Here is an 18,154-nt window from a genome sequence, read left to right as displayed (position 1 = left end):
AGCTACCCTGGGAGAAAAACTCGCCGCCAGTGGCGTACGATGCCGTTAAACGTCCTGAAAAAATCAGACAAATGGCGGTATACTTTGCGCAGTAAAAACGGGAGGAAGGATGAATATTGCGCAACATCTGGCGGCAACGCTTAAAACCCTGCGCCAGCAGCGAGGCTGGAGCCTGTCGCGACTGGCGGAAGAGACCGGGGTGTCGAAAGCCATGCTCGGGCAGATTGAGCGGAATGAATCAAGTCCAACGGTGGCGACGCTGTGGAAGATTGCCACCGGGCTGAACGTACCGTTTTCGGCGTTCATCGTCCCGGACGCCAGCGCCGCGCCCTCCGCGTTTGATCCGCAGCAGCAGGCGATGGTGGTGACGCCAGTATTCCCGTGGGATCCCGAGCTGCGCTTTGACCATTTTTCGATAACCCTTGCCCCCGGCGCGCTGAGCGAATCAACGCCGCATGAGAAAGGGGTGATTGAGCATGTGGTAGTGATAAGTGGTACGCTGGATTTGTGCTTACAAGGGGAGTGGCACTCGCTGCAAGCGGGTGAGGGTAGGCGTTTCGCCGGCGACGCGACGCATGCGTATCGTAACCGCGGCGCCCAGGCGGCCCATTTCCATTCTCTTATCCATTATCCAAAAGAAAAAACCGCGAGCGAACCCGCGGCCAGACAAGATGACTGATGATAACCACTCACAACGTGACGAGGAAAATCCGGAATACGTGATGACAGTACTCTTCGCCGTGATTTGAGGGAAATATCTTTTCCGTCAATACTTTGTTGAAAAGTGAAAATTCGTCGTCCAGCGACGGCGGAAAAGGTTTTCGTCTGCGCCCGGTTCTGACTACAATAGCCGCCATTTCGACCCCCTTATACTGGATAACAACACGCGTATGCGCCTGCACAATCATCGTCTTGAACTTCTTAGTCCTGCCCGCGACGCCGGTATCGCTCGCGAAGCGATCCTTCACGGCGCCGATGCCGTTTACATCGGTGGACCTGGCTTTGGCGCCCGCCACAACGCCAGCAACAGTCTGAGCGATATCGCCGGGCTGGTGCCTTTCGCTCATCGCTTTGGCGCAAAGGTATTTGTGACGCTGAACACCATTCTGCATGACGATGAACTGGAGCCGGCGCAGCGGCTGATTACCGATCTCTACGACGCAGGCGTCGATGCGCTGATCGTCCAGGATATGGGGATCATGGAGCTGGATCTGCCGCCGATTGAGCTGCACGCCAGCACCCAGTGCGATATTCGCAGTGTGGAAAAAGCGAAGTTTCTCTCCGACGCCGGCTTCAGTCAGATCGTGCTGGCGCGCGAACTGAACCTCAGTCAAATCAAAGCCATTTACGACCACACTGACGCCACTATCGAATTCTTTATCCATGGCGCGCTGTGCGTGGCCTATTCCGGGCAGTGTTACATTTCGCACGCCCAGACCGGACGCAGCGCCAACCGCGGCGACTGCTCGCAGGCTTGCCGCTTGCCGTATACCCTGAAGGACGATCAGGGGCGGGTGGTGGCCTATGAGAAACATCTCCTGTCGATGAAGGATAACGATCAGACCGCCAACCTGGCGGCGCTGATCGACGCTGGCGTACGCTCCTTCAAAATTGAAGGCCGTTACAAAGACATGAGTTATGTGAAAAACATCACTGCGCACTACCGTCAAATGCTGGATGCCATTATTGAAGATCGCGGCGACCTGGCGCGCGCCTCGGCTGGACGCACCGAGCATTTCTTTATCCCGTCCACGGATAAAACCTTCCACCGCGGCAGCACTGACTACTTTGTTAATGCCCGCAAAGGCGATATCGGCGCCTTTGATTCGCCGAAATTTATCGGCCTGCCGGTGGGTGAAGTTCTGAAGGTAGGCAAAGACCATCTCGACGTTGAAGTCAGTGAACCGTTAACCAACGGCGATGGTCTCAACGTGATGATTAAGCGCGAAGTGGTGGGCTTCCGTGCTAATACCGTGGAAAAAACCGGCGAAAACCGTTATCGGGTATGGCCGAACGAGATGCCAGCGGATCTGCATAAAGTGCGCCCCCATCAGCCGCTCAACCGCAACCTCGATCATAACTGGCAACAGGCGCTGCTAAAGACCTCCAGCGAACGCCGCATCGCGGTAGATGTGACGTTGAGCGGCTGGCAGGAGCAGCTGGTTCTCACCATGACCTGTGAAGATGGCGTCAGCGTGACCCACACCCTTGACGGGGAGTTCGCCGAAGCTAACCAGGCGGAGAAAGCGCTGACCAACCTGCGTGACGGTGTCACAAAACTGGGGCAAACCATTTACTATGCGCGCGAGGTGCAGGTTAATCTGCCGCCGCTGTTTGTGCCCAACAGCCTGCTCAACCAGCTGCGTCGGGAAACTGCGGAGATGCTGGATGAAGCGCGCCTCAACGCCTGGCAGCGCGGCACCCGCAAGCCGGTCTCCGTACCGCCGCCGGTCTACCCTGAGACCCATCTCTCCTTCCTCGCCAACGTCTATAACCACAAGGCGCGGGCGTTCTACCAGCGCTATGGCGTACAGCTGATCGACGCCGCCTATGAAGCGCACGAAGAGAAGGGCGATGTGCCGGTGATGATCACTAAGCATTGTTTGCGGTTCGCCTTCAACCTCTGCCCGAAGCAGGCGAAAGGCTCCATCAAGAGCTGGAAAGCCACGCCGATGCAGCTGATCCATGGCGATGAGGTCCTGACCCTGAAGTTTGACTGCCGTCCGTGCGAAATGCACGTGGTCGGCAAGATCAAAAACCATATCCTCAAAATGCCGCACCCGGGCAGCATTGTGGCCTCCGTCAGCCCGGACGATCTGATGAAGACGCTGCCGAAGCGCAAAGGGGCCTGATTCGAGTCGATGCTATTGGCAGGATGCCCGCGGTTTACGGTCGTCCTGCCAGCGGTGATGTTCGCGCAGGTCTGCGGCGGCCTCCTCGTGCTGGCTGCGAAGCTCATCGCTATCCGCTTCGTGCAGCAGCTGCTGTTCGAGACTTTGCACCGGAAAGTACTCGTGTCCCTGACGATGGGCCAACAGATGCCCGGAAAATAATGCGCACAGCAACAGCAGGGCGCTTATGCTTCTCTTTAACATACCTTTTCTCGACGGAACAATGGCGTGGACATACTATGTCAGGCGCAATGCAGGCTTTTTTTCGGGCATCTCAAAGAACGGCAAGAGTTTGTCAACGATGGCTGACGAAGGATGAAAAAAGGCCTGACGCGGAAGCCAGGCCAGAGTGTTACGCTTTCGGCGGCAGCGGTTTCCCGCTGTGCTCGCTCCCTTTTGGCGGCTGCTTGCCGTTGTGCTGCGGCTGTTTACCGTCGTGCTGCGGCTGTTTACCGTCGTGCTGCGGCTGTTTGCCGTCTCGTTGTGGCTGTTTGCTGTTGTATTGCGCTTGCTTACCTTCGTGTTGGCCGTTTTTCACCGGCGGTTTACCCTGATGCTGCGCGCCTTTTTCCGGCGGCGGCGGCGGGTTGTCGGCAGCAAAAGCCCATGACGACATTCCCAGCGTCATTACGGCGGAGAGTAAAGCTAACTTCTTCATAGCAATATCCTTTCTTCAGATGTATCGCCGTATTTCATCAGGCAAAAGTGAAGATAAGATGGAGAAGTCCCTTTTCGGACCTCTCTGCATCCCACTCAGACTTTTAGCCCTGCGGCGGTCATCAGCAGGCGAAACAGCAGGCTTATGGCGGCCAGCGTCAGTACGCTGCCTCCCCAGAGCGCGATCAGCCACAGCAGACGTTTAGGCCAGGCAGTACGCATCAGTGATATCCCTCCCCAGGCTGAACTTTGCCGCGGAACACGTAATAGCTCCAGCAGGTGTAGCCAAGAATGACCGGAATAATCAGCAGGGCGCCCACCAGCATAAAGCCCTGGCTTTGCGGGGGAGCGGCAGCCTGCCACAGCGTGATGGCCGGCGGGATAATATGCGGCCAGATGCTGATCCCCAGTCCGCTGAAGCCGAGAAAGACCAGGCCCAGCGTCAGCGTGAAGGGCGAAACATGGCGGTCGCGCTGATGCAGCGTGCGCCACAGCCAGCCGCTAACGAGGATCACCAGCAGCGGCACCGGCAGCAGGAAATAGAGATTCGGCAGGCTGAACCAGCGGGCAGCAATCGCCGGGTGCGCCAGCGGAGTCCACAGGCTGATGACGGCAAACACCGCCAGCAGGGCACTCAGCAACTGCCGCGATGCGCTGCGCATTCTCTGCTGCAGCGCGCCTTCACTTTTCATCACCAGCCAGGTGGCGCCGAGCAGCGCATAGGCCACGCATAGTCCGAGTCCGCAGAACAGGCTGAACGGGGTCAGCCAGTCAAACATGCCGCCGCTGAAGGCGCGACCGCTGACGGTGAAACCGTTGATCACCGACCCGACCACCACGCCCTGGCTGAAGGTTGCCAGCAGGGAGCCGCCAAAAAAGGCGCGATCCCAGAATGGCCGGTGCGACGGCGTAGCCTGGAAGCGAAACTCAAAGGCGACGCCGCGAAAAATCAGGCCGATCAGCATCAGGGTCAGGGGGATCGACAGGGCGTCGATGATCACCGCGTAGGCGAGGGGAAAGGCGCCAAACAGGCCGGCGCCGCCGAGCACCAGCCAGGTTTCATTGCCATCCCATACCATACCGGCGCGACGCTGTTGACCATTACGTCGCGATCCCCGCCGCCCCGCACCGTGCTGAACAGCAGGCCGATGCCCAGATCAAAGCCATCCATGACGATGTACATCAGCGTGGCAAAGACGATAATCACGAACCAGATCACCGATAATTCGATACCCATTAGCGGGACTCCTTCTGCAGATAACCTTCAGTGGCGGCGGACAGCGGGCGGGCGTACCGGTTGTCGCCGGGAGCATCTCCTGCGGCCCCTTGCGGATCAGGCGCAGCATATAGCTGTAGCCGACGCCGAAGACGGCGCTGTACACTACGATAAAGGTCAATAAACTGACCGACATATGCAGATCGCCATGAGCGGAAACGGCATCGGCGGTGCGCTGAACGCCATACACCACCCAGGGTTGGCGGCCCACCTCGGTGGTCACCCAGCCGGCGAGAATAGCGATCAGGCCGGATGGCCCCATCCACAGGGCAAAACGCAGAAACGGCCGCGAGTGGTATAGCCGGTCGCCGCGACGCAGCCACAGGGCCAGCACGCCCAGCAGCAGCATCAACATGCCCAGCCCGGCCATCAGGCGAAATGACCAGAACACCACAGTAGAATTCGGGCGCTCCTCAGGAGCGAACTCTTTCAACGCCGGCACCTGTTTATCAAGACTGTGGGTGAGGATCAGACTGCCCAGGGCCGGTATCTCAAGCCCGTAGCGGGTGCGCTCCTGGTCCATATCGGGCCAGCCAAACAGCAGCAACGGCGTTGGCTCACCCGGCGGATTTTCCCAGTGCCCCTCAATGGCGGCGATTTTCGCCGGCTGGTGCTGCAGGGTATTCAGGCCATGCATATCGCCGATCAGCGCCTGGACGGGGGCGACCAGCAGCGTCATCCATAGCGCCATCGAGAACATCTTACGGATCGCCGGCGACTGATTGCCGCGCAGCAGATGCCAGGCCGCCGAGGCGCCGACAAACAGCGCGCTACTGAGAAACGCCGCTACTGTCATATGCAATAATCGGTAGGGGAACGACGGATTAAAGATCACCGCCAGCCAGTCGACGGGCACGACTTGGCCATCAACGATCTCAAACCCCTGCGGGGTCTGCATCCAGCTGTTAGAGGCGAGGATCCAGAAGGTGGAGATGATAGTACCCAGCGCCACCATGCAGGTGGCGAAAAAGTGCAGCCCCGGCCCAACGCGGTTCCAGCCGAAAAGCATCACCCCGAGGAAGCCCGCTTCCAGAAAAAATGCCGTCAGGACTTCATAGGTCAGCAGAGGGCCGGTTATGCTGCCTGCAAACTGTGAGAAACCGCTCCAGTTGGTGCCGAACTGGTAGGCCATCACCAGCCCGGAAACGACCCCCATACCGAAGTTGACGGCGAAAATCTTCGACCAGAAATGGTACAGCGAGCGCCAGACGGGATTTTTTGTTTTTAGCCATAAGCCTTCGAGCACCGCCAGATAGCTGGCCAGTCCGATGGTAATGGCGGGGAAGATAATATGAAATGAGACCGTAAAAGCGAATTGAACTCGCGCCAGATGGAATGCATCAAGACCGAACATGCAGGACTCCACAACAAAATTGATTCAGCGCAATTTTAGGTGGAGTGACGACTGAGGGGCAGAGGCAGTCACGCCATTTTTTATCATAACAGTTGGCCGCTGTTATGATTTTTCAGCTGTTGCCAAGGCGAGAAAATATCCTTGCGCAACCTTGATTAATCCCTGCGGAAGGTGATTAGGCGTCTATTCCGCTGTCTGTCATATTATTGCTAACGGCTGGCTACGCGGCCCTGCCGCCGGTATGGCGTAGTCACCTGGTCGGCATAATATATCCTTACCACCCGCCGTAGCTCATATTTTGGCTTACGAAATCCGCCACGGATTTTTACTATGATTTATTGTCACTCATTAGTATGAGAATAAGTAAAAACGCTGAGCCGGTTAATCGTAAATTAAATAATAATAAATTGTCGGCTCCGCGGCTAATTTGTACTGTATGAGCTCGGGAATAAATAAAAGGGAATGCCAATGTCTGAAAAAGGATTACAGAGTCTGTGCATTACGCTTGGCGTAATGATTATCTTCTGGTTTGTTTTAATCTCGCTATTCTGGGTGGTGATATTTTAAACCCATCCCGTGCTATCACGGCGACGCGGCCGCCGCTGCAGATATAACAGTTACAGGAAACTATGATTTTTTTATAACTGATATATGATAATGGGACGTTATCGTACGGGGACGGCCGCAATGAAAAAGTATCAACAGTTAGCGCAGCAACTGACCGAGCAGATCGCCCTTGGCGTCTGGTTGCCTGGCGATCGGCTGCCGTCGCTGCGCGAGCAGGTGATCAGCAGCGGCATGAGCTTTATGACCGTCAGCCATGCCTATCAGCTGCTGGAAAGCCAGGGGCGCATCGTCGCCCGTCCGCAGTCGGGTTATTATGTTGCCCCCCAGCCGGTGAAGCTCCGCCAGCCGGCGCCGCCTGCCCAGGTCACTCGCGATGAAGCCGTCGATATCAATACCTATATCTTTGAGGTGCTCCAGGCCAGCCGCCAGGCGTCGATGCTGCCCTTTGCCTCGGCCTTTCCGGACCCGCGTCTCTTCCCGCTGCAGCAGCTCAACCGCTCGCTGGCGCAGGTGAGTAAAACCGCCACCGCCATGAGCGTCATTGAGAATCTGCCGCCGGGCAATGCAGAACTTCGGCATGCCATTGCCCGTCGCTATGCCCTGCAGGGGATGAACGTCTCGCCGGACGAGATCGTCATCACCGCCGGGGCGCTGGAGGCGCTTAACCTCAGCCTGCAGGCGGTGACCGAGCCGGGAGACTGGGTGGTGGTGGAAAACCCCTGCTTCTACGGCGCCCTGCAGGCGCTGGAGAGGCTGCGTTTGAAAGCATTGTCGGTGGCCACTGACGTCAGGGAAGGCATTGATCTGACGGCGCTGGAGGCGGCCCTGCAAAACTATCCGGTGAAGGCCTGCTGGCTGATGACCAACGGCCAGAATCCGCTCGGCTTCACACTCAGCGCTGAAAAAAAAGCGGCGCTGGTGGCGCTGCTGGCGCGCTATAACGTGATGTTGATCGAAGATGATGTCTACAGCGAGCTCTATTTTGGCCGCGAAAAGCCGTTACCGGCTAAGTTCTGGGATCGCCAGGAGATGACGCTGCACTGCAGCTCGTTCTCAAAATGTCTGGTACCCGGCTTTCGTATCGGCTGGGTGGCGGCCGGCAAACAGGCGCGGCGGATCCAGCAGCTCCAGCTGATGAGTACGCTTTCCACCAGTTCGCCGATGCAGTTAGCCCTGGTGGATTACCTGTCCACCAAGCGCTATGACGCCCACCTGCGCCGTCTACGTCGTCAGCTGGCGGAGCGTAAACAGCAGGCCTGGCAGGCGCTGCTGCGCCATCTGCCGCCGGAGGTCATCGTCCACCACAGCGACAGCGGCTACTTTCTGTGGATCGAACTACCGGAAGGGGCCGACGCTAGCGCACTTAGCGCCCGGGCGCTGGCGTCGCACATCAGCATTGCCCCAGGGAAAATGTTCTCCACCTCCGACAGCTGGACCTCGTTTTTCCGTTTTAATACCGCCTGGGGCTGGGGGGAACGCGAAGAGCAGGGGGTGAAGCGCCTGGGGGAGCTTATTCGCGAACAGCTTGCCTGACCCTGTCGTTTATTTTTCTCATCATAAACATTCTGCGAAAATAAGCGAAAGAGGATTTTTATCGAGGCCGGTCATTATTTTACCGGCGCTCACCATAGGAAATATGCATACCCCTCCTCATTCCCTAACTCGTTGTCTATAATCCATAAAGTCCTGCTTGTGTTGGCGATTTTTACGTAATGCGTCCCGGGTCACAACCTGAATAAATTCCCCTGGGGGCGTTAATCCGCTGACTACCCTTATTTCAGGAGATATTTTTACGGCACGGCTGCCGCTAATTCCTTTGTGACAGGAGTAACACCTGATGAGCAAAAAAATTGCCCGTTGCAGCCTTTATGTGCTGGGTATGGCTTGTTTGACCGTTCAGGCGGCAGAGCCGCTCACCTCGCTGGATAAACCGGAAGGGCGGCTCGATATTATTGCCTGGCCGGGATATATCGAACGCGGGCAGACCGACAAACAGTACGACTGGGTGAGTCAGTTCGAAAAGGACACCGGTTGCCAGGTTAATGTCAAAACCGCTGCCACCTCTGACGAGATGGTCAGTCTGATGGCCAAAGGCGGCTACGATCTGGTCACCGCCTCGGGTGATGCTTCGCTGCGCCTGATCATGGGCAAACGCGTGCAGCCGATCAACACGGCGCTGATTGCCGGCTGGGGCTCCCTTGATCCGCGTATTGCGAAGGGGGCGTGGTTTAACGTCGGCGGTAAAGTCTATGGCACGCCGTATCAGTGGGGGCCGAACCTGCTGATGTACAACACCCGCGTATTCCCGACGCCGCCGGACAGCTGGCGCGTGGTGTTCGTCAAGCAGGATCTACCGGATGGTAAAACCAACCAGGGGCGGGTGCAGGCCTATGATGGCCCGATCTATATCGCCGACGCCGCGCTGTTTGTCAAAGCCACCCAGCCGCAGCTGGGGATCGAAGACCCCTATCAACTGACCGAAACCCAGTACAACGCGGTGCTGAAAGTCCTGCGCGACCAGCAACCGCTGATCCATCGCTACTGGCATGACGCCACCGTACAGATGAACGACTTCAAAAACGAAGGGGTAGCCGCCTCCAGTTCGTGGCCCTATCAAGCCAACGGCCTGAAGGCGGAAGGCCAGCCGGTCGCCACCGTGTTCCCGAAGGAGGGGGTAACCGGCTGGGCGGATACCACCATGCTGCACAGCGAGGCGAAGCACCCGGTCTGCGCCTATAAATGGATGAACTGGTCGCTCACGCCGAAGGTGCAGGGCGATGTGGCGGCCTGGTTCGGTTCGCTGCCGGTGGTGCCTGAGGGCTGTAAAGCCAGCGCGCTGCTCGGTGATAAAGGCTGTGAGACCAACGGCTATGAGCAGTTTAACCGCATTCACTTCTGGAAAACGCCGGTTGCGGAAGGCGGGAAATACGTGCCCTATAGCCGCTGGACTCAGGACTATATTGCGATAATGGGCGGCCGCTAAGGATCGGAGGCAAACAATGACGTACGCGGTCGAGTTCCAGAATGTATCGCGCCTGTATGGCGATGTGCGGGCGGTGGATGGGGTTAGCATTGGCATACGCGATGGAGAATTTTTCTCGATGCTGGGTCCGTCCGGCTCGGGTAAAACCACCTGCCTGCGGCTGATTGCCGGTTTTGAGCAGCTCTCCGGCGGAACCATCCATATCTTTGGTCAGCCGGCCAGCGAACTGCCGCCCTGGCAGCGGGATGTGAATACCGTGTTCCAGGACTACGCGCTATTTCCCCACATGTCGATCCTTGACAACGTCGCGTACGGCCTGATGGTCAAAGGCATGGCGAAGAAAGCGCGCCATGCCCGCGCCCAGGAGGCGCTGGAGAAGGTGGCCCTTGGCTATGCTCATCATCGCAAGCCCTCCCAGCTCTCCGGCGGCCAGCGGCAGCGGGTCGCGATTGCCCGGGCGCTGGTGAACCAGCCGCGGGTGCTGCTGCTCGATGAGCCGCTGGGCGCTCTGGATTTGAAACTACGCGAGCAGATGCAGGTGGAGTTGAAAAAGCTGCAGCAGTCGCTGGGGATCACCTTCATCTTCGTGACCCACGACCAGAGCGAAGCGCTGTCGATGTCGGATCGCGTGGCGGTGTTTAACAACGGGCGCATTGAGCAGGTGGATGCCCTGCAGGATCTCTATCTGCATCCCAGGACCGCGTTTGTGGCCGGTTTTGTCGGCACCGCCAACGTTTTTGCAGCCGAGGCGGCCCGACGATTGTGCGGGATGGCGGGCAGCTGGTCGCTGCGTCCGGAGCATGTTCGCCTGCAGGGCGGCGGCGAGGTGCAGGTGCAGGGTGTGGTGCAGGCGGTGCAGTATCAGGGGGCGGCGACGCGGATCGAGCTCCGCCTCGCGGATGGCGACAAACTGCTGGTCAGCCAGGCCAACATCGATGGCGCGGCGGCGGCCAGCGTTCCGCGAACCGGGCAAATAGTACAGGCGTCATGGTCGCGCTCGGCGATGACCCCGCTGGAAAGCGGAGGCTGAGATGACCATGGCAATAATTCCTGCGCAGACCGGGCGCATATCGGGGATCTTCTGGCGCCGACCGGCGCTGGCCCTGTTTTTACTGCTGCTCGGGCCGCTGATGTGGTTTGGCATCGTCTATCTGGGATCGCTGCTGACCCTGCTGTGGCAGAGCATTTATACCTTTGACGACTTCACCATGTCGGTGACCAGCGACTTCACGCTGGCTAACCTGCGGGCGCTGTTCAACCCTGCCAACTACGACATTATTGTGCGGACCCTGGTGATGGCGCTGTGCGTCACGCTGGCCAGCGCGCTGCTGGCGCTGCCGATGGCCTGGTATATGGCGCGCTACACCAGCGGCAAAATGAAGGCCTTCTTTTATATCGCGGTCATGCTGCCAATGTGGGCCAGCTATATCGTCAAAGCCTATGCGTGGGTGCTGCTGCTGGCGAAAGATGGCGTGGCGCAGTGGTTCCTCGGTCATCTTGGACTGGAGGGGGCGCTGAACGCGCTGTTGAGCGTCCCGGCGGTCGGCGGCAATACCTTGTCCACCTCCGGCCTTGGACGCTTTCTGGTGTTCGTCTACATCTGGCTGCCGTTTATGATCCTGCCGGTGCAGGCGGCGCTGGAGCGTATTCCGGGATCGTTGCTACAGGCCTCGGCCGATCTCGGCGCGGCCCCGCGGCAGACCTTTCGCTACGTGGTGCTGCCGCTGGCCATTCCCGGCATCGCCGCTGGGTCGATCTTCACCTTTTCGCTGACGCTAGGCGACTTTATCGTGCCGCAGCTGGTGGGCCCGCCGGGATACTTTATCGGCAATATGGTTTACTCGCAGCAGGGGGCGATCGGCAATATGCCGATGGCGGCGGCGTTTACCCTGGTGCCTATCGTCTTGATTGCCCTCTATCTGGCGTTCGTGAAACGTCTGGGAGCCTTCGATGCACTCTGAACGCGCGCCCTGGTATCTGCGACTGGCGACCTGGGGCGGGGTGATATTCCTCCACTTTCCGCTGCTGATTATCGCCATCTATGCTTTTAATACGGAAGATGCAGCCTTTAGCTTTCCGCCGCAGGGGCTGACGCTGCGCTGGTTCAGCGAGGCGGCCGGGCGCAGCGACATTCTGCAGGCAGTGACACTGTCACTTAAGATCGCGGCCCTGTCGACCGCCATTGCCTTAGTGCTTGGCACGCTGGCTGCAGGAGCCCTGTGGCGCAGCGCCTTTTTTGGCAAAAATGCGGTGTCGCTACTGCTGCTGCTGCCTATCGCCCTGCCGGGGATCATTACCGGCCTGGCACTCCTGACGGCGTTCAAAGCGGTCGGCCTTGAGCCTGGCCTGCTGACGATCGTGGTGGGGCACGCGACCTTCTGCGTGGTGGTGGTGTTTAACAACGTCATCGCCCGCTTCCGCCGGACTTCGTGGAGTATGGTGGAAGCCTCGATGGATTTAGGCGCTACCGGTTGGCAGACCTTTCGTTACGTAGTGCTGCCCAATCTGGGGTCGGCGCTGCTGGCGGGGGGAATGCTGGCATTCGCTCTGTCGTTTGATGAAATTATCGTTACCACTTTTACCGCGGGGCATGAACGCACCTTGCCGCTGTGGTTGCTGAATCAGCTGGGGCGGCCGCGAGATGTGCCCGTCACCAACGTTGTCGCGCTGTTGGTGATGCTGGTAACGATGATACCAATCTTAGGGGCCTGGTGGCTCACCCGCGACGGCGATAACGACGCCGGAAACGGGAAATAAAACCATGAAACAGGATAATGCTATGCAACACAACCTATTGATAAACGGTAAGTTAGTGGCAGGTGAAGGCGAGAAGGTTCCGGTATATAACCCTGCAACCGGCGAAGTGATCCTGGAGATTGCCGAAGCGACAGCGGCCCAGGTCGATGCCGCCGTTGAGGCGGCGGACCGGGCATTCGATGCCTGGAGTCAGACGACGCCGAAGACGCGTGCGGAATGTCTCCTGAAGCTGGCGGACGCCATCTCGGCGCAGGCTGAAACCCTGGCGCAGCTGGAGTCGCTGAACTGCGGCAAGCCGCTGCACTGCGTGATTAATGATGAAATGCCGGCCATCGCCGACGTCTTCCGCTTCTTCGCCGGCGCCGCTCGCTGCCTGCCGGGGATGGCGGCCGGAGAGTATCTCGAAGGGCATACCTCAATGATCCGCCGCGATCCGGTGGGCGTGGTGGCCTCCATCGCGCCGTGGAACTATCCGCTGATGATGGCGGCCTGGAAGCTGGCCCCGGCGCTGGCGGCGGGCAACTGCGTAGTGATAAAACCCTCGGAGATCACCCCGCTGACGGCGCTGAAGCTGGCGGAGCTGGCAAAAGATATCTTCCCGGAGGGGGTTATCAACGTGCTGTTTGGCCGCGGTAAAACGGTGGGCGACCCCTTGACCGCCCACGTTAAAGTGCGAATGGTCTCCCTGACCGGATCGATTGCCACCGGAGCCCATATCATTGGCCATACCGCCTCGTCGATTAAACGCACCCACATGGAGCTGGGCGGTAAGGCGCCAGTGATCGTTTTTGACGATGCGGACATCGATGCGGTGGTGGATGGGGTGCGGACCTTCGGTTTTTACAACGCCGGCCAGGACTGCACGGCCGCCTGCCGGATCTACGCCCAGCAGGGTATCTATGACCAGCTGGTGGAGAAACTTGGGGCGGCGGTGGCCAGCCTGAAAATGGGGGCGCCGGAGGACGCTGCCACCGAACTGGGTCCGCTGAGCTCGCTGGCCCATCTTGAGCGCGTTAGCGCGGCGGTGGAAGCCGCAAGGGCGCTGCCGCACATTAAGGTGGTCACCGGCGGCAGTCGGGCTGACGGCGCGGGCTATTACTTCCAGCCGACGCTGCTCGCCGGCGCCCGGCAGGAAGACGCTATTGTCCAGCGCGAAGTGTTTGGTCCGGTAGTCAGCGTGACGCCTTTCAGCGATGAAGCGCAGGCCCTGAGCTGGGCGAATGACTCTCAGTATGGTCTGGCCTCCTCGGTATGGACGAAAGATGTCGGTCGCGCCCATCGTCTTAGCGCCAGGCTGCAGTACGGCTGCACCTGGGTCAATACCCACTTTATGCTGGTCAGCGAAATGCCGCACGGTGGCCAGAAGCTGTCAGGCTACGGCAAGGACATGTCGATGTATGGCCTTGAGGATTATACCGTGGCCGCCATGTGATGGTTAAGCATAGCTAAAGGATTGACCATTCAGCGCCAGGCGACTATTGCGCGATGGGTGTGTTAGGCCGCTAATAGTCACAATGGCAAAAATTGTCAAAACTCAACCCAGGGGATATGAGATTATTCTGATGCCCCTTCAAGAGCTAAGCCATCATGAGTGCCGGAGATAAGCGCCGGATGGGGTCCGCCAGTCACCCTGGGCGCACAGCGCCCGGCGGGTGGGGCGGCAACATCGCGGTTCGCGACCGAATTGCGGCCCCTGTCTGTCGGCAGGGGCTTTTTTGTGCTCGCAGAAGAGCGAAGAGATGAGCCGGCCAGTCGCGCCGGGATAACGAGAATACCGCTTTAACTACTTTCAGCGCTTGGTTTTTTTGCTGGGCAGGCTGGCGCTGCGCCGGTCACGAATGTAGGAAATAAGATTATACACCGCCGCGACCAGCAGGATTAGCGCGATGACCAGCGTGATGATTCCGGACATATCCACCTCGAAATTCACAGCGCGAACTGCGCTAAAGCATTACCAATGGTTATGAATGTAAGTATTATCTGACGCGAAGGCAAATGATATTTGTTGTCATTTAGCGCTATTTCTGGCTCTTATCCGTGATGACGGAGATGAAGAGGTTATGTTACAACGGCTTGCCATCGCCATTTATCTTCTTACGATGACGGCCCGCGCGATATATTGCGCCTGTGGCGAAGGCGGCGATCCTTTTCCCCTTGCCGACGGCGAAATATTTTCCTTATTAGCGAAATTAACTCCCCTGAACAGAAAGTATTTCACGGCTAGAGATAAGCTTTTAATATTTACGGTTATCGCATGATATTTGTTCTGAATATTTTATAGCCCTGAGGCAGAGGCAAATACCGGATGCCGCCAGGTAGCGCGCCCCGGGTTTGACTTTCCGCCGCCGCTCATGCGATCATTTAGGGCATATTAGGTTTTGACGTTGATGTCGCTGTGAAAATTTTTGCTTTTATTCTGCTGGCTATCGGCGCTGTGGCGCTGAGCTATGGTAATGCCCCGGCGAAACGAATCCAAAGCTGTGAGAAGATGGGCGTAGGGCAGGCCGTCTGCGCCGCCGCCGAATGGGATAGTGAAAAAGTCAATGTACTGCCGAGCTATAACCCCGGTCTTAATAAGGTAATAGCTGCCGCGCAGTTAGCCCCCGCCGCCCGACAGCAAGATAACAACTCTGTTGTTCGCGCGTAAAAAAGCAGCCTTCGGGGCTGCTTTTTTAGGTTTCGTTGCTGAATTAAATGATTAAAACCAGCCAAATCTTACGGACAGCAGGCTGATAAGCGCGAACGCGGCGCAGACATTAATCATAACGACGGTTTTACTGGAGACATCCATAGCGCCACCCTAATGAGGAAGTCCTAAAGGTATAGTACGGCGCCAGCGGTTGCGCTATCAGATTAAGACGAATCAGGCTTTATTCTGAATATTCAGCCCGTTTCTGATTTTGTTATACAGGTATCTCTGAATCACGACGTCATGGCAGATAATCATCCCACCATGGAACGCCCCTCAGGGAAGGAAAAAGTAAGAATGACGTTATATCAAAAAATGTTGGTGTTTTACGCCATTATGGGCGTGATATGCGCCGTGATTAGCTGGTTTTTAACCAAAGAGAGCCGGATGATCCGCCTGCTGGCGGCCCTGCTGATCGGCGCCACCTGGCCGTTCAGCTTCCCGATGGCGCTGCTCGTCTCGCTGTTTTAACCCTCAGGCGCTAGACGGCAGAAAAGGGTAGCACAAAGGATAAGGTTACTGTATAAAAAACCAGTAACCTTATCATGGAGGCATACAGGTGAACGGTTTTTATTCGTCCGTCGCTGGCGCCACGCTGCGCTGGCACGATTTCCCGGGAGATGGCCTTCCGGTGGTGTTTATCCACGGCCTTGGCTGCGCGTCATCCTACGATTATCCCCGCATTGCTAGCGATCCCGCGCTCCGCGAACGGCGCAAAATACTCATCGATCTGCCGGGCTTCGGCTATAGCGATAAACCGCGCTTGTTTAGTTACAACATACATGAGCAGGCTTTAGTTTTGGAGCAGTTCCTCAGCCACCTGCGCCTGCAGCGCTTCGCGCTGTTCGGGCATAGCATGGGAGGGAGCATCGCCATCGAAGCGGCGGGGCTACTGGGCGAGCGGGTGACCACGCTGCTGGTCTCGGAACCCAATCTGTTCGCCGGCGGCGGCGAGTACAGCAGGCGCATTGCGGCGCAGTCAGAGACAACCTTTGTCGCTGACGGCTATGCCAGGCTGCTGGCGGAGGAGCGCTCGCCGTGGGCGGGTTGTTTACAAAACAGCGCCCCCTGGACCGTCTGGCGGGCCGCCAGCAGCCTGATACGCGGAGGCGACACGCCCTGGTTTACCCAGCTATGCCAGCTGCGCTGCCAGAAAATGCTGATCGTCGGAGAGCGGTCGCTCCCTTACGCGGATAGCGACCTCGTTCAGGCACAAGGGATCCCGGTCGGCATCGTGCCCCATGCCGGACACTCGATGGCGTGGGAAAACCCGCAGGGGCTGGCGCAGCTTATCGCCAGCCATAGTTAAGAGGCGCTGGGCCTCAGAAGGGAAGCTCGCGGGGTTGGGTCTGGATCGTTATCCAGCGCAGCTCGGTGAATTCCGCGATCCCGGCCCGGCCGCCAAAGCGGCCATAGCCGGAGGCTTTGCAGCCGCCAAACGGCATTTGCGCCTCATCATGCACCGTTGGGCCATTGATATGGCAAATCCCGGTTTGCAGACGTTGCGCTACGTTCCACGCTCTGGCGCTGTCGCGGCTGTAGACCGCAGCGGAAAGACCGTACTCGCTGTCGTTGGCCACCGCCAGCGCCTCCTCTTCGCTATGGACGCGAATAATCGCTTTCACCGGACCGAAGGACTCTTCACGCCACAGCCGCATCTCGCGGGTCACGCCGTCCAGCAGGGTCGGGCTCATATGGGTATCGTTGGCTTTACCACCGGTCAGCAGGCGAGCGCCTTTCGCTAACGCATCGTCAATGAGCGCGTTGCAGCGGGCGATGGTGTTCATATCGACAACCGGGCCCGTGAGGGCGGCAGGCAGGGCGGCGGCGCGCCTGGCCAGCAGCGGGATAAACGCCTCCGCTACGGCATTGTCGACAATAATGCGCTCGGTGGACATGCAGATCTGCCCGGCGTTGGCGAAGGCGCCAAAAACAGCGCCCGCCGCCGCTTGCTCAATATCAGCATCGTCCAGCACCAGCAGGGGCGCTTTTCCACCGAGCTCGAGCACCGCTGGTTTCAGATACTGTCCGCAGGTGCGGGCGATAATGCGCCCCACCGGTGTGGAGCCGGTAAAGTTAACGCGCCGCACCGCCGGGTGGGCGATCAGCGATTCCACCAGCGCCGGCGCATCTTCAGGCGCACAGGTAAGATAGTTCACCACGCCCGGCGGGAAGCCCGCCGCGTCAAGGGCGTCGATAATCAGTCCCTGAGCGGCGGGGGAAAGTTCGGCGCCCTTAAGGATCACCGTGTTGCCACAGGCCAGCGGCGTCGCCAGGGCCCGGGTGGCCAGAATCAGCGGCGCGTTCCACGGCGCCATGCCCAGCACCACTCCCGCCCCCTGGCGGACGCCCATCGCCAGGTTACCCGGCACGTTGGACGGAATTATTTGCCCTTCAATCTGGGTGGTCAGCGCCGCCGCTTCACGCAGAATATCTGCCGCCAGATGAACGTTAAATCCGGCCCAGTGCGCGGTCGCGCCGGTCTCCGCCGCCATGGCGGCGATAAATTTCGCCTCCCGCAACAGCATCTGTTCCGCCGCCTCGAGCAGTAAGCGACGTCGTTCCGCCGGCGCAGTATCGCGCCACAGCGGAAAGGCGCAGGCCGCGGCTTCGACGCAGCGTTTGCCGTCGGCGAGGCTGGCGGCAGCGGCCACCGAGGCTGCCTCATCGTGGGCCGGGTGGCGTCGGGTAAAGGTGCGGCGGCCTTCGGCATCGTGCCACTGGCCGTCAATGTACAGATTGCAGGTGATTGTCATGGTGGAAACCTCTTGTTCTGCGGTTCCCCCAGTGTACCGGGCGGCACTGACGGGAAGCGTGAGCCGGGCGGTTATCGCACATTTTTTTGCAGGAATTTTGTGTGGCTCACAACATCCCGAAGCCCTCTGGCGTAAAAAGCAGCGCAACGTCGATTAAACCAGCAAATTCCACGCGTTTTGCATAAGGTGATAGCCATTGATTATTTGCCGCCGTCAGGCGGCTG

At 58.6% G+C, this 18,154-nt stretch carries 19 protein-coding genes and 3 pseudogenes; 13 read left to right on the top strand and 9 right to left on the bottom strand.

Going from position 1 to position 18,154, the window contains the following annotated elements; genetic code table 11:
• The first annotated feature begins 109 nt into the window (after positions 1-109).
• A complete protein-coding gene (locus tag DR88_RS13405) occupies positions 110-679 on the top strand; it encodes a helix-turn-helix domain-containing protein (RefSeq protein WP_002907473.1) in 570 nt (189 codons plus the stop codon).
• 10 nt (positions 680-689) lie between these two features.
• Here the strand turns inward: DR88_RS13405 and DR88_RS0125890 are convergent, their stop codons facing one another.
• Positions 690-857, bottom strand: coding sequence for a hypothetical protein (locus tag DR88_RS0125890; RefSeq protein WP_020806151.1), 168 nt, complete (start codon positions 855-857; stop codon positions 690-692).
• A gap of 33 nt (positions 858-890) precedes the next feature.
• Between DR88_RS0125890 and DR88_RS13410 the strand changes: the two genes are divergently transcribed.
• Positions 891-2,852, top strand: coding sequence for a peptidase U32 family protein (locus tag DR88_RS13410; protein WP_004214980.1), 1,962 nt, complete (start codon positions 891-893; stop codon positions 2,850-2,852).
• A 12-nt stretch (positions 2,853-2,864) separates the two neighbouring features.
• Here DR88_RS13410 and DR88_RS29810 read toward each other — a convergent pair whose 3' ends face one another.
• The 5 genes and pseudogenes from DR88_RS29810 to DR88_RS13435 form a co-directional block, all read right to left on the bottom strand.
• Positions 2,865-3,095 (bottom strand): DUF2554 family protein, encoded by a 231-nt coding sequence (locus DR88_RS29810; RefSeq protein WP_004143781.1) that lies wholly within the window; start codon positions 3,093-3,095, stop codon positions 2,865-2,867.
• Between the two features lie 148 nt (positions 3,096-3,243).
• Positions 3,244-3,549: a hypothetical protein gene (locus DR88_RS13420; protein WP_004148558.1), complete on the bottom strand. Its 306-nt coding sequence runs from the start codon at positions 3,547-3,549 to the stop codon at positions 3,244-3,246.
• Positions 3,550-3,644: 95 nt separating this feature from the next.
• Complete coding sequence (locus tag DR88_RS13425; protein ID WP_004180143.1) at positions 3,645-3,770, bottom strand: DUF2474 domain-containing protein; 126 nt, start codon at positions 3,768-3,770, stop codon at positions 3,645-3,647.
• A pseudogene (cydB, locus tag DR88_RS13430) lies at positions 3,770-4,785 on the bottom strand (cytochrome d ubiquinol oxidase subunit II). The gene DR88_RS13425 and the pseudogene cydB overlap by 1 nt, the downstream one beginning before the upstream one ends.
• A pseudogene (locus DR88_RS13435) lies at positions 4,785-6,178 on the bottom strand (cytochrome ubiquinol oxidase subunit I). The pseudogenes cydB and DR88_RS13435 overlap by 1 nt, the downstream one beginning before the upstream one ends.
• Positions 6,179-6,865: 687 nt before the next feature.
• On the opposite strand from DR88_RS13435, the gene DR88_RS13440 reads away from it, so the two are divergent.
• The 6 genes and pseudogenes from DR88_RS13440 to patD all read left to right on the top strand — a co-directional run bounded on the left by DR88_RS13440 (position 6,866) and on the right by patD (position 13,934).
• Positions 6,866-8,278, top strand: coding sequence for an aminotransferase-like domain-containing protein (locus tag DR88_RS13440; RefSeq protein ID WP_004180141.1), 1,413 nt, complete (start codon positions 6,866-6,868; stop codon positions 8,276-8,278).
• Positions 8,279-8,582: 304 nt separating this feature from the next.
• Complete coding sequence (gene ydcS / locus DR88_RS13445) at positions 8,583-9,728, top strand: putative ABC transporter substrate-binding protein YdcS (protein ID WP_002907384.1); 1,146 nt, start codon at positions 8,583-8,585, stop codon at positions 9,726-9,728.
• A gap of 16 nt (positions 9,729-9,744) precedes the next feature.
• Positions 9,745-10,758: an ABC transporter ATP-binding protein gene (locus tag DR88_RS13450; protein ID WP_004148553.1), complete on the top strand. Its 1,014-nt coding sequence runs from the start codon at positions 9,745-9,747 to the stop codon at positions 10,756-10,758.
• 1 nt (position 10,759) lies between these two features.
• Positions 10,760-11,689 carry an ABC transporter permease gene (locus tag DR88_RS13455; protein WP_004148552.1) on the top strand — a complete coding sequence of 310 codons (930 nt, stop codon included), beginning with the start codon at positions 10,760-10,762 and terminating at the stop codon, positions 11,687-11,689.
• The gene (locus DR88_RS13460) at positions 11,679-12,485 is read left to right on the top strand and encodes an ABC transporter permease (protein ID WP_025861896.1); all 807 of its coding nucleotides are present in this window, start codon (positions 11,679-11,681) and stop codon (positions 12,483-12,485) included. Before DR88_RS13455 ends, DR88_RS13460 begins: the two co-directional genes overlap by 11 nt.
• A 22-nt stretch (positions 12,486-12,507) precedes the next feature.
• Positions 12,508-13,934: pseudogene (gene patD, locus DR88_RS13465) on the top strand (aminobutyraldehyde dehydrogenase).
• A gap of 340 nt (positions 13,935-14,274) precedes the next feature.
• On the opposite strand, the gene DR88_RS30740 reads toward patD, so the two are convergent.
• A complete protein-coding gene (locus tag DR88_RS30740) occupies positions 14,275-14,397 on the bottom strand; it encodes a small membrane protein (protein ID WP_004175940.1) in 123 nt (40 codons plus the stop codon).
• A 148-nt stretch (positions 14,398-14,545) separates the two neighbouring features.
• Between DR88_RS30740 and DR88_RS0125885 the strand changes: the two genes are divergently transcribed.
• Positions 14,546-14,743 (top strand): hypothetical protein, encoded by a 198-nt coding sequence (locus tag DR88_RS0125885; RefSeq protein ID WP_004189776.1) that lies wholly within the window; start codon positions 14,546-14,548, stop codon positions 14,741-14,743.
• Between the two features lie 137 nt (positions 14,744-14,880).
• Positions 14,881-15,132, top strand: a complete 252-nt coding sequence (locus tag DR88_RS0125880; RefSeq protein WP_025861897.1) for a hypothetical protein — start codon at positions 14,881-14,883, stop codon at positions 15,130-15,132.
• Positions 15,133-15,183: 51 nt separating this feature from the next.
• Here DR88_RS0125880 and yncL read toward each other — a convergent pair whose 3' ends face one another.
• A complete protein-coding gene (yncL, locus tag DR88_RS27390; RefSeq protein WP_002906891.1) occupies positions 15,184-15,276 on the bottom strand; it encodes a stress response membrane protein YncL in 93 nt (30 codons plus the stop codon).
• 195 nt (positions 15,277-15,471) lie between these two features.
• Here yncL and DR88_RS13475 point away from each other — a divergent pair, with 195 nt between their 5' ends.
• Both DR88_RS13475 and DR88_RS13480 read left to right on the top strand, forming a co-directional pair.
• Positions 15,472-15,645 (top strand): GhoT/OrtT family toxin, encoded by a 174-nt coding sequence (locus tag DR88_RS13475; protein WP_002906888.1) that lies wholly within the window; start codon positions 15,472-15,474, stop codon positions 15,643-15,645.
• Positions 15,646-15,733: 88 nt separating this feature from the next.
• Positions 15,734-16,483: an alpha/beta fold hydrolase gene (locus tag DR88_RS13480; protein ID WP_025861898.1), complete on the top strand. Its 750-nt coding sequence runs from the start codon at positions 15,734-15,736 to the stop codon at positions 16,481-16,483.
• A 13-nt stretch (positions 16,484-16,496) separates the two neighbouring features.
• Here the strand turns inward: DR88_RS13480 and DR88_RS13485 are convergent, their stop codons facing one another.
• On the bottom strand, positions 16,497-17,930 hold the full coding sequence (locus DR88_RS13485) for an aldehyde dehydrogenase (RefSeq protein WP_020316436.1): 1,434 nt from the start codon (positions 17,928-17,930) through the stop codon (positions 16,497-16,499).
• On the opposite strand from DR88_RS13485, the gene DR88_RS30735 reads away from it, so the two are divergent.
• Positions 17,929-18,087, top strand: coding sequence for a hypothetical protein (locus tag DR88_RS30735; RefSeq protein WP_153810735.1), 159 nt, complete (start codon positions 17,929-17,931; stop codon positions 18,085-18,087). The two genes, DR88_RS13485 and DR88_RS30735, sit on opposite strands and share 2 nt — an antisense overlap.
• The last annotated feature ends 67 nt before the right edge of the window (positions 18,088-18,154 follow it).

This window comes from Klebsiella pneumoniae (assembly GCF_000742135.1).
Taxonomy (GTDB): Bacteria; Pseudomonadota; Gammaproteobacteria; order Enterobacterales; family Enterobacteriaceae; genus Klebsiella; species Klebsiella pneumoniae.
The sequence above is the reverse complement of the archived record's forward strand: the minus strand, read 5'-3'. Positions and strand labels throughout refer to the sequence as shown.

Excerpts from the sequence above, each read along its gene's own strand:
- DR88_RS13405 (WP_002907473.1), top strand. The coding sequence starts at position 110 with ATGAATATTGCGCAACATCTGGCGGCAACGCTTAAAACCCTGCGCCAG.
- DR88_RS0125890 (WP_020806151.1), bottom strand. The coding sequence starts at position 857 with ATGGCGGCTATTGTAGTCAGAACCGGGCGCAGACGAAAACCTTTTCCG.
- DR88_RS13410 (WP_004214980.1), top strand. The coding sequence starts at position 891 with ATGCGCCTGCACAATCATCGTCTTGAACTTCTTAGTCCTGCCCGCGAC.
- DR88_RS29810 (WP_004143781.1), bottom strand. The coding sequence starts at position 3,095 with ATGTTAAAGAGAAGCATAAGCGCCCTGCTGTTGCTGTGCGCATTATTT.
- DR88_RS13420 (WP_004148558.1), bottom strand. The coding sequence starts at position 3,549 with ATGAAGAAGTTAGCTTTACTCTCCGCCGTAATGACGCTGGGAATGTCG.
- DR88_RS13425 (WP_004180143.1), bottom strand. The coding sequence starts at position 3,770 with ATGCGTACTGCCTGGCCTAAACGTCTGCTGTGGCTGATCGCGCTCTGG.
- DR88_RS13440 (WP_004180141.1), top strand. The coding sequence starts at position 6,866 with ATGAAAAAGTATCAACAGTTAGCGCAGCAACTGACCGAGCAGATCGCC.
- ydcS (WP_002907384.1), top strand. The coding sequence starts at position 8,583 with ATGAGCAAAAAAATTGCCCGTTGCAGCCTTTATGTGCTGGGTATGGCT.
- DR88_RS13450 (WP_004148553.1), top strand. The coding sequence starts at position 9,745 with ATGACGTACGCGGTCGAGTTCCAGAATGTATCGCGCCTGTATGGCGAT.
- DR88_RS13455 (WP_004148552.1), top strand. The coding sequence starts at position 10,760 with ATGACCATGGCAATAATTCCTGCGCAGACCGGGCGCATATCGGGGATC.
- DR88_RS13460 (WP_025861896.1), top strand. The coding sequence starts at position 11,679 with ATGCACTCTGAACGCGCGCCCTGGTATCTGCGACTGGCGACCTGGGGC.
- DR88_RS30740 (WP_004175940.1), bottom strand. The coding sequence starts at position 14,397 with ATGTCCGGAATCATCACGCTGGTCATCGCGCTAATCCTGCTGGTCGCG.
- DR88_RS0125885 (WP_004189776.1), top strand. The coding sequence starts at position 14,546 with ATGTTACAACGGCTTGCCATCGCCATTTATCTTCTTACGATGACGGCC.
- yncL (WP_002906891.1), bottom strand. The coding sequence starts at position 15,276 with ATGGATGTCTCCAGTAAAACCGTCGTTATGATTAATGTCTGCGCCGCG.
- DR88_RS13475 (WP_002906888.1), top strand. The coding sequence starts at position 15,472 with ATGACGTTATATCAAAAAATGTTGGTGTTTTACGCCATTATGGGCGTG.
- DR88_RS30735 (WP_153810735.1), top strand. The coding sequence starts at position 17,929 with ATGGTGGAAACCTCTTGTTCTGCGGTTCCCCCAGTGTACCGGGCGGCA.
- DR88_RS13485 (WP_020316436.1), bottom strand. The coding sequence starts at position 17,930 with ATGACAATCACCTGCAATCTGTACATTGACGGCCAGTGGCACGATGCC.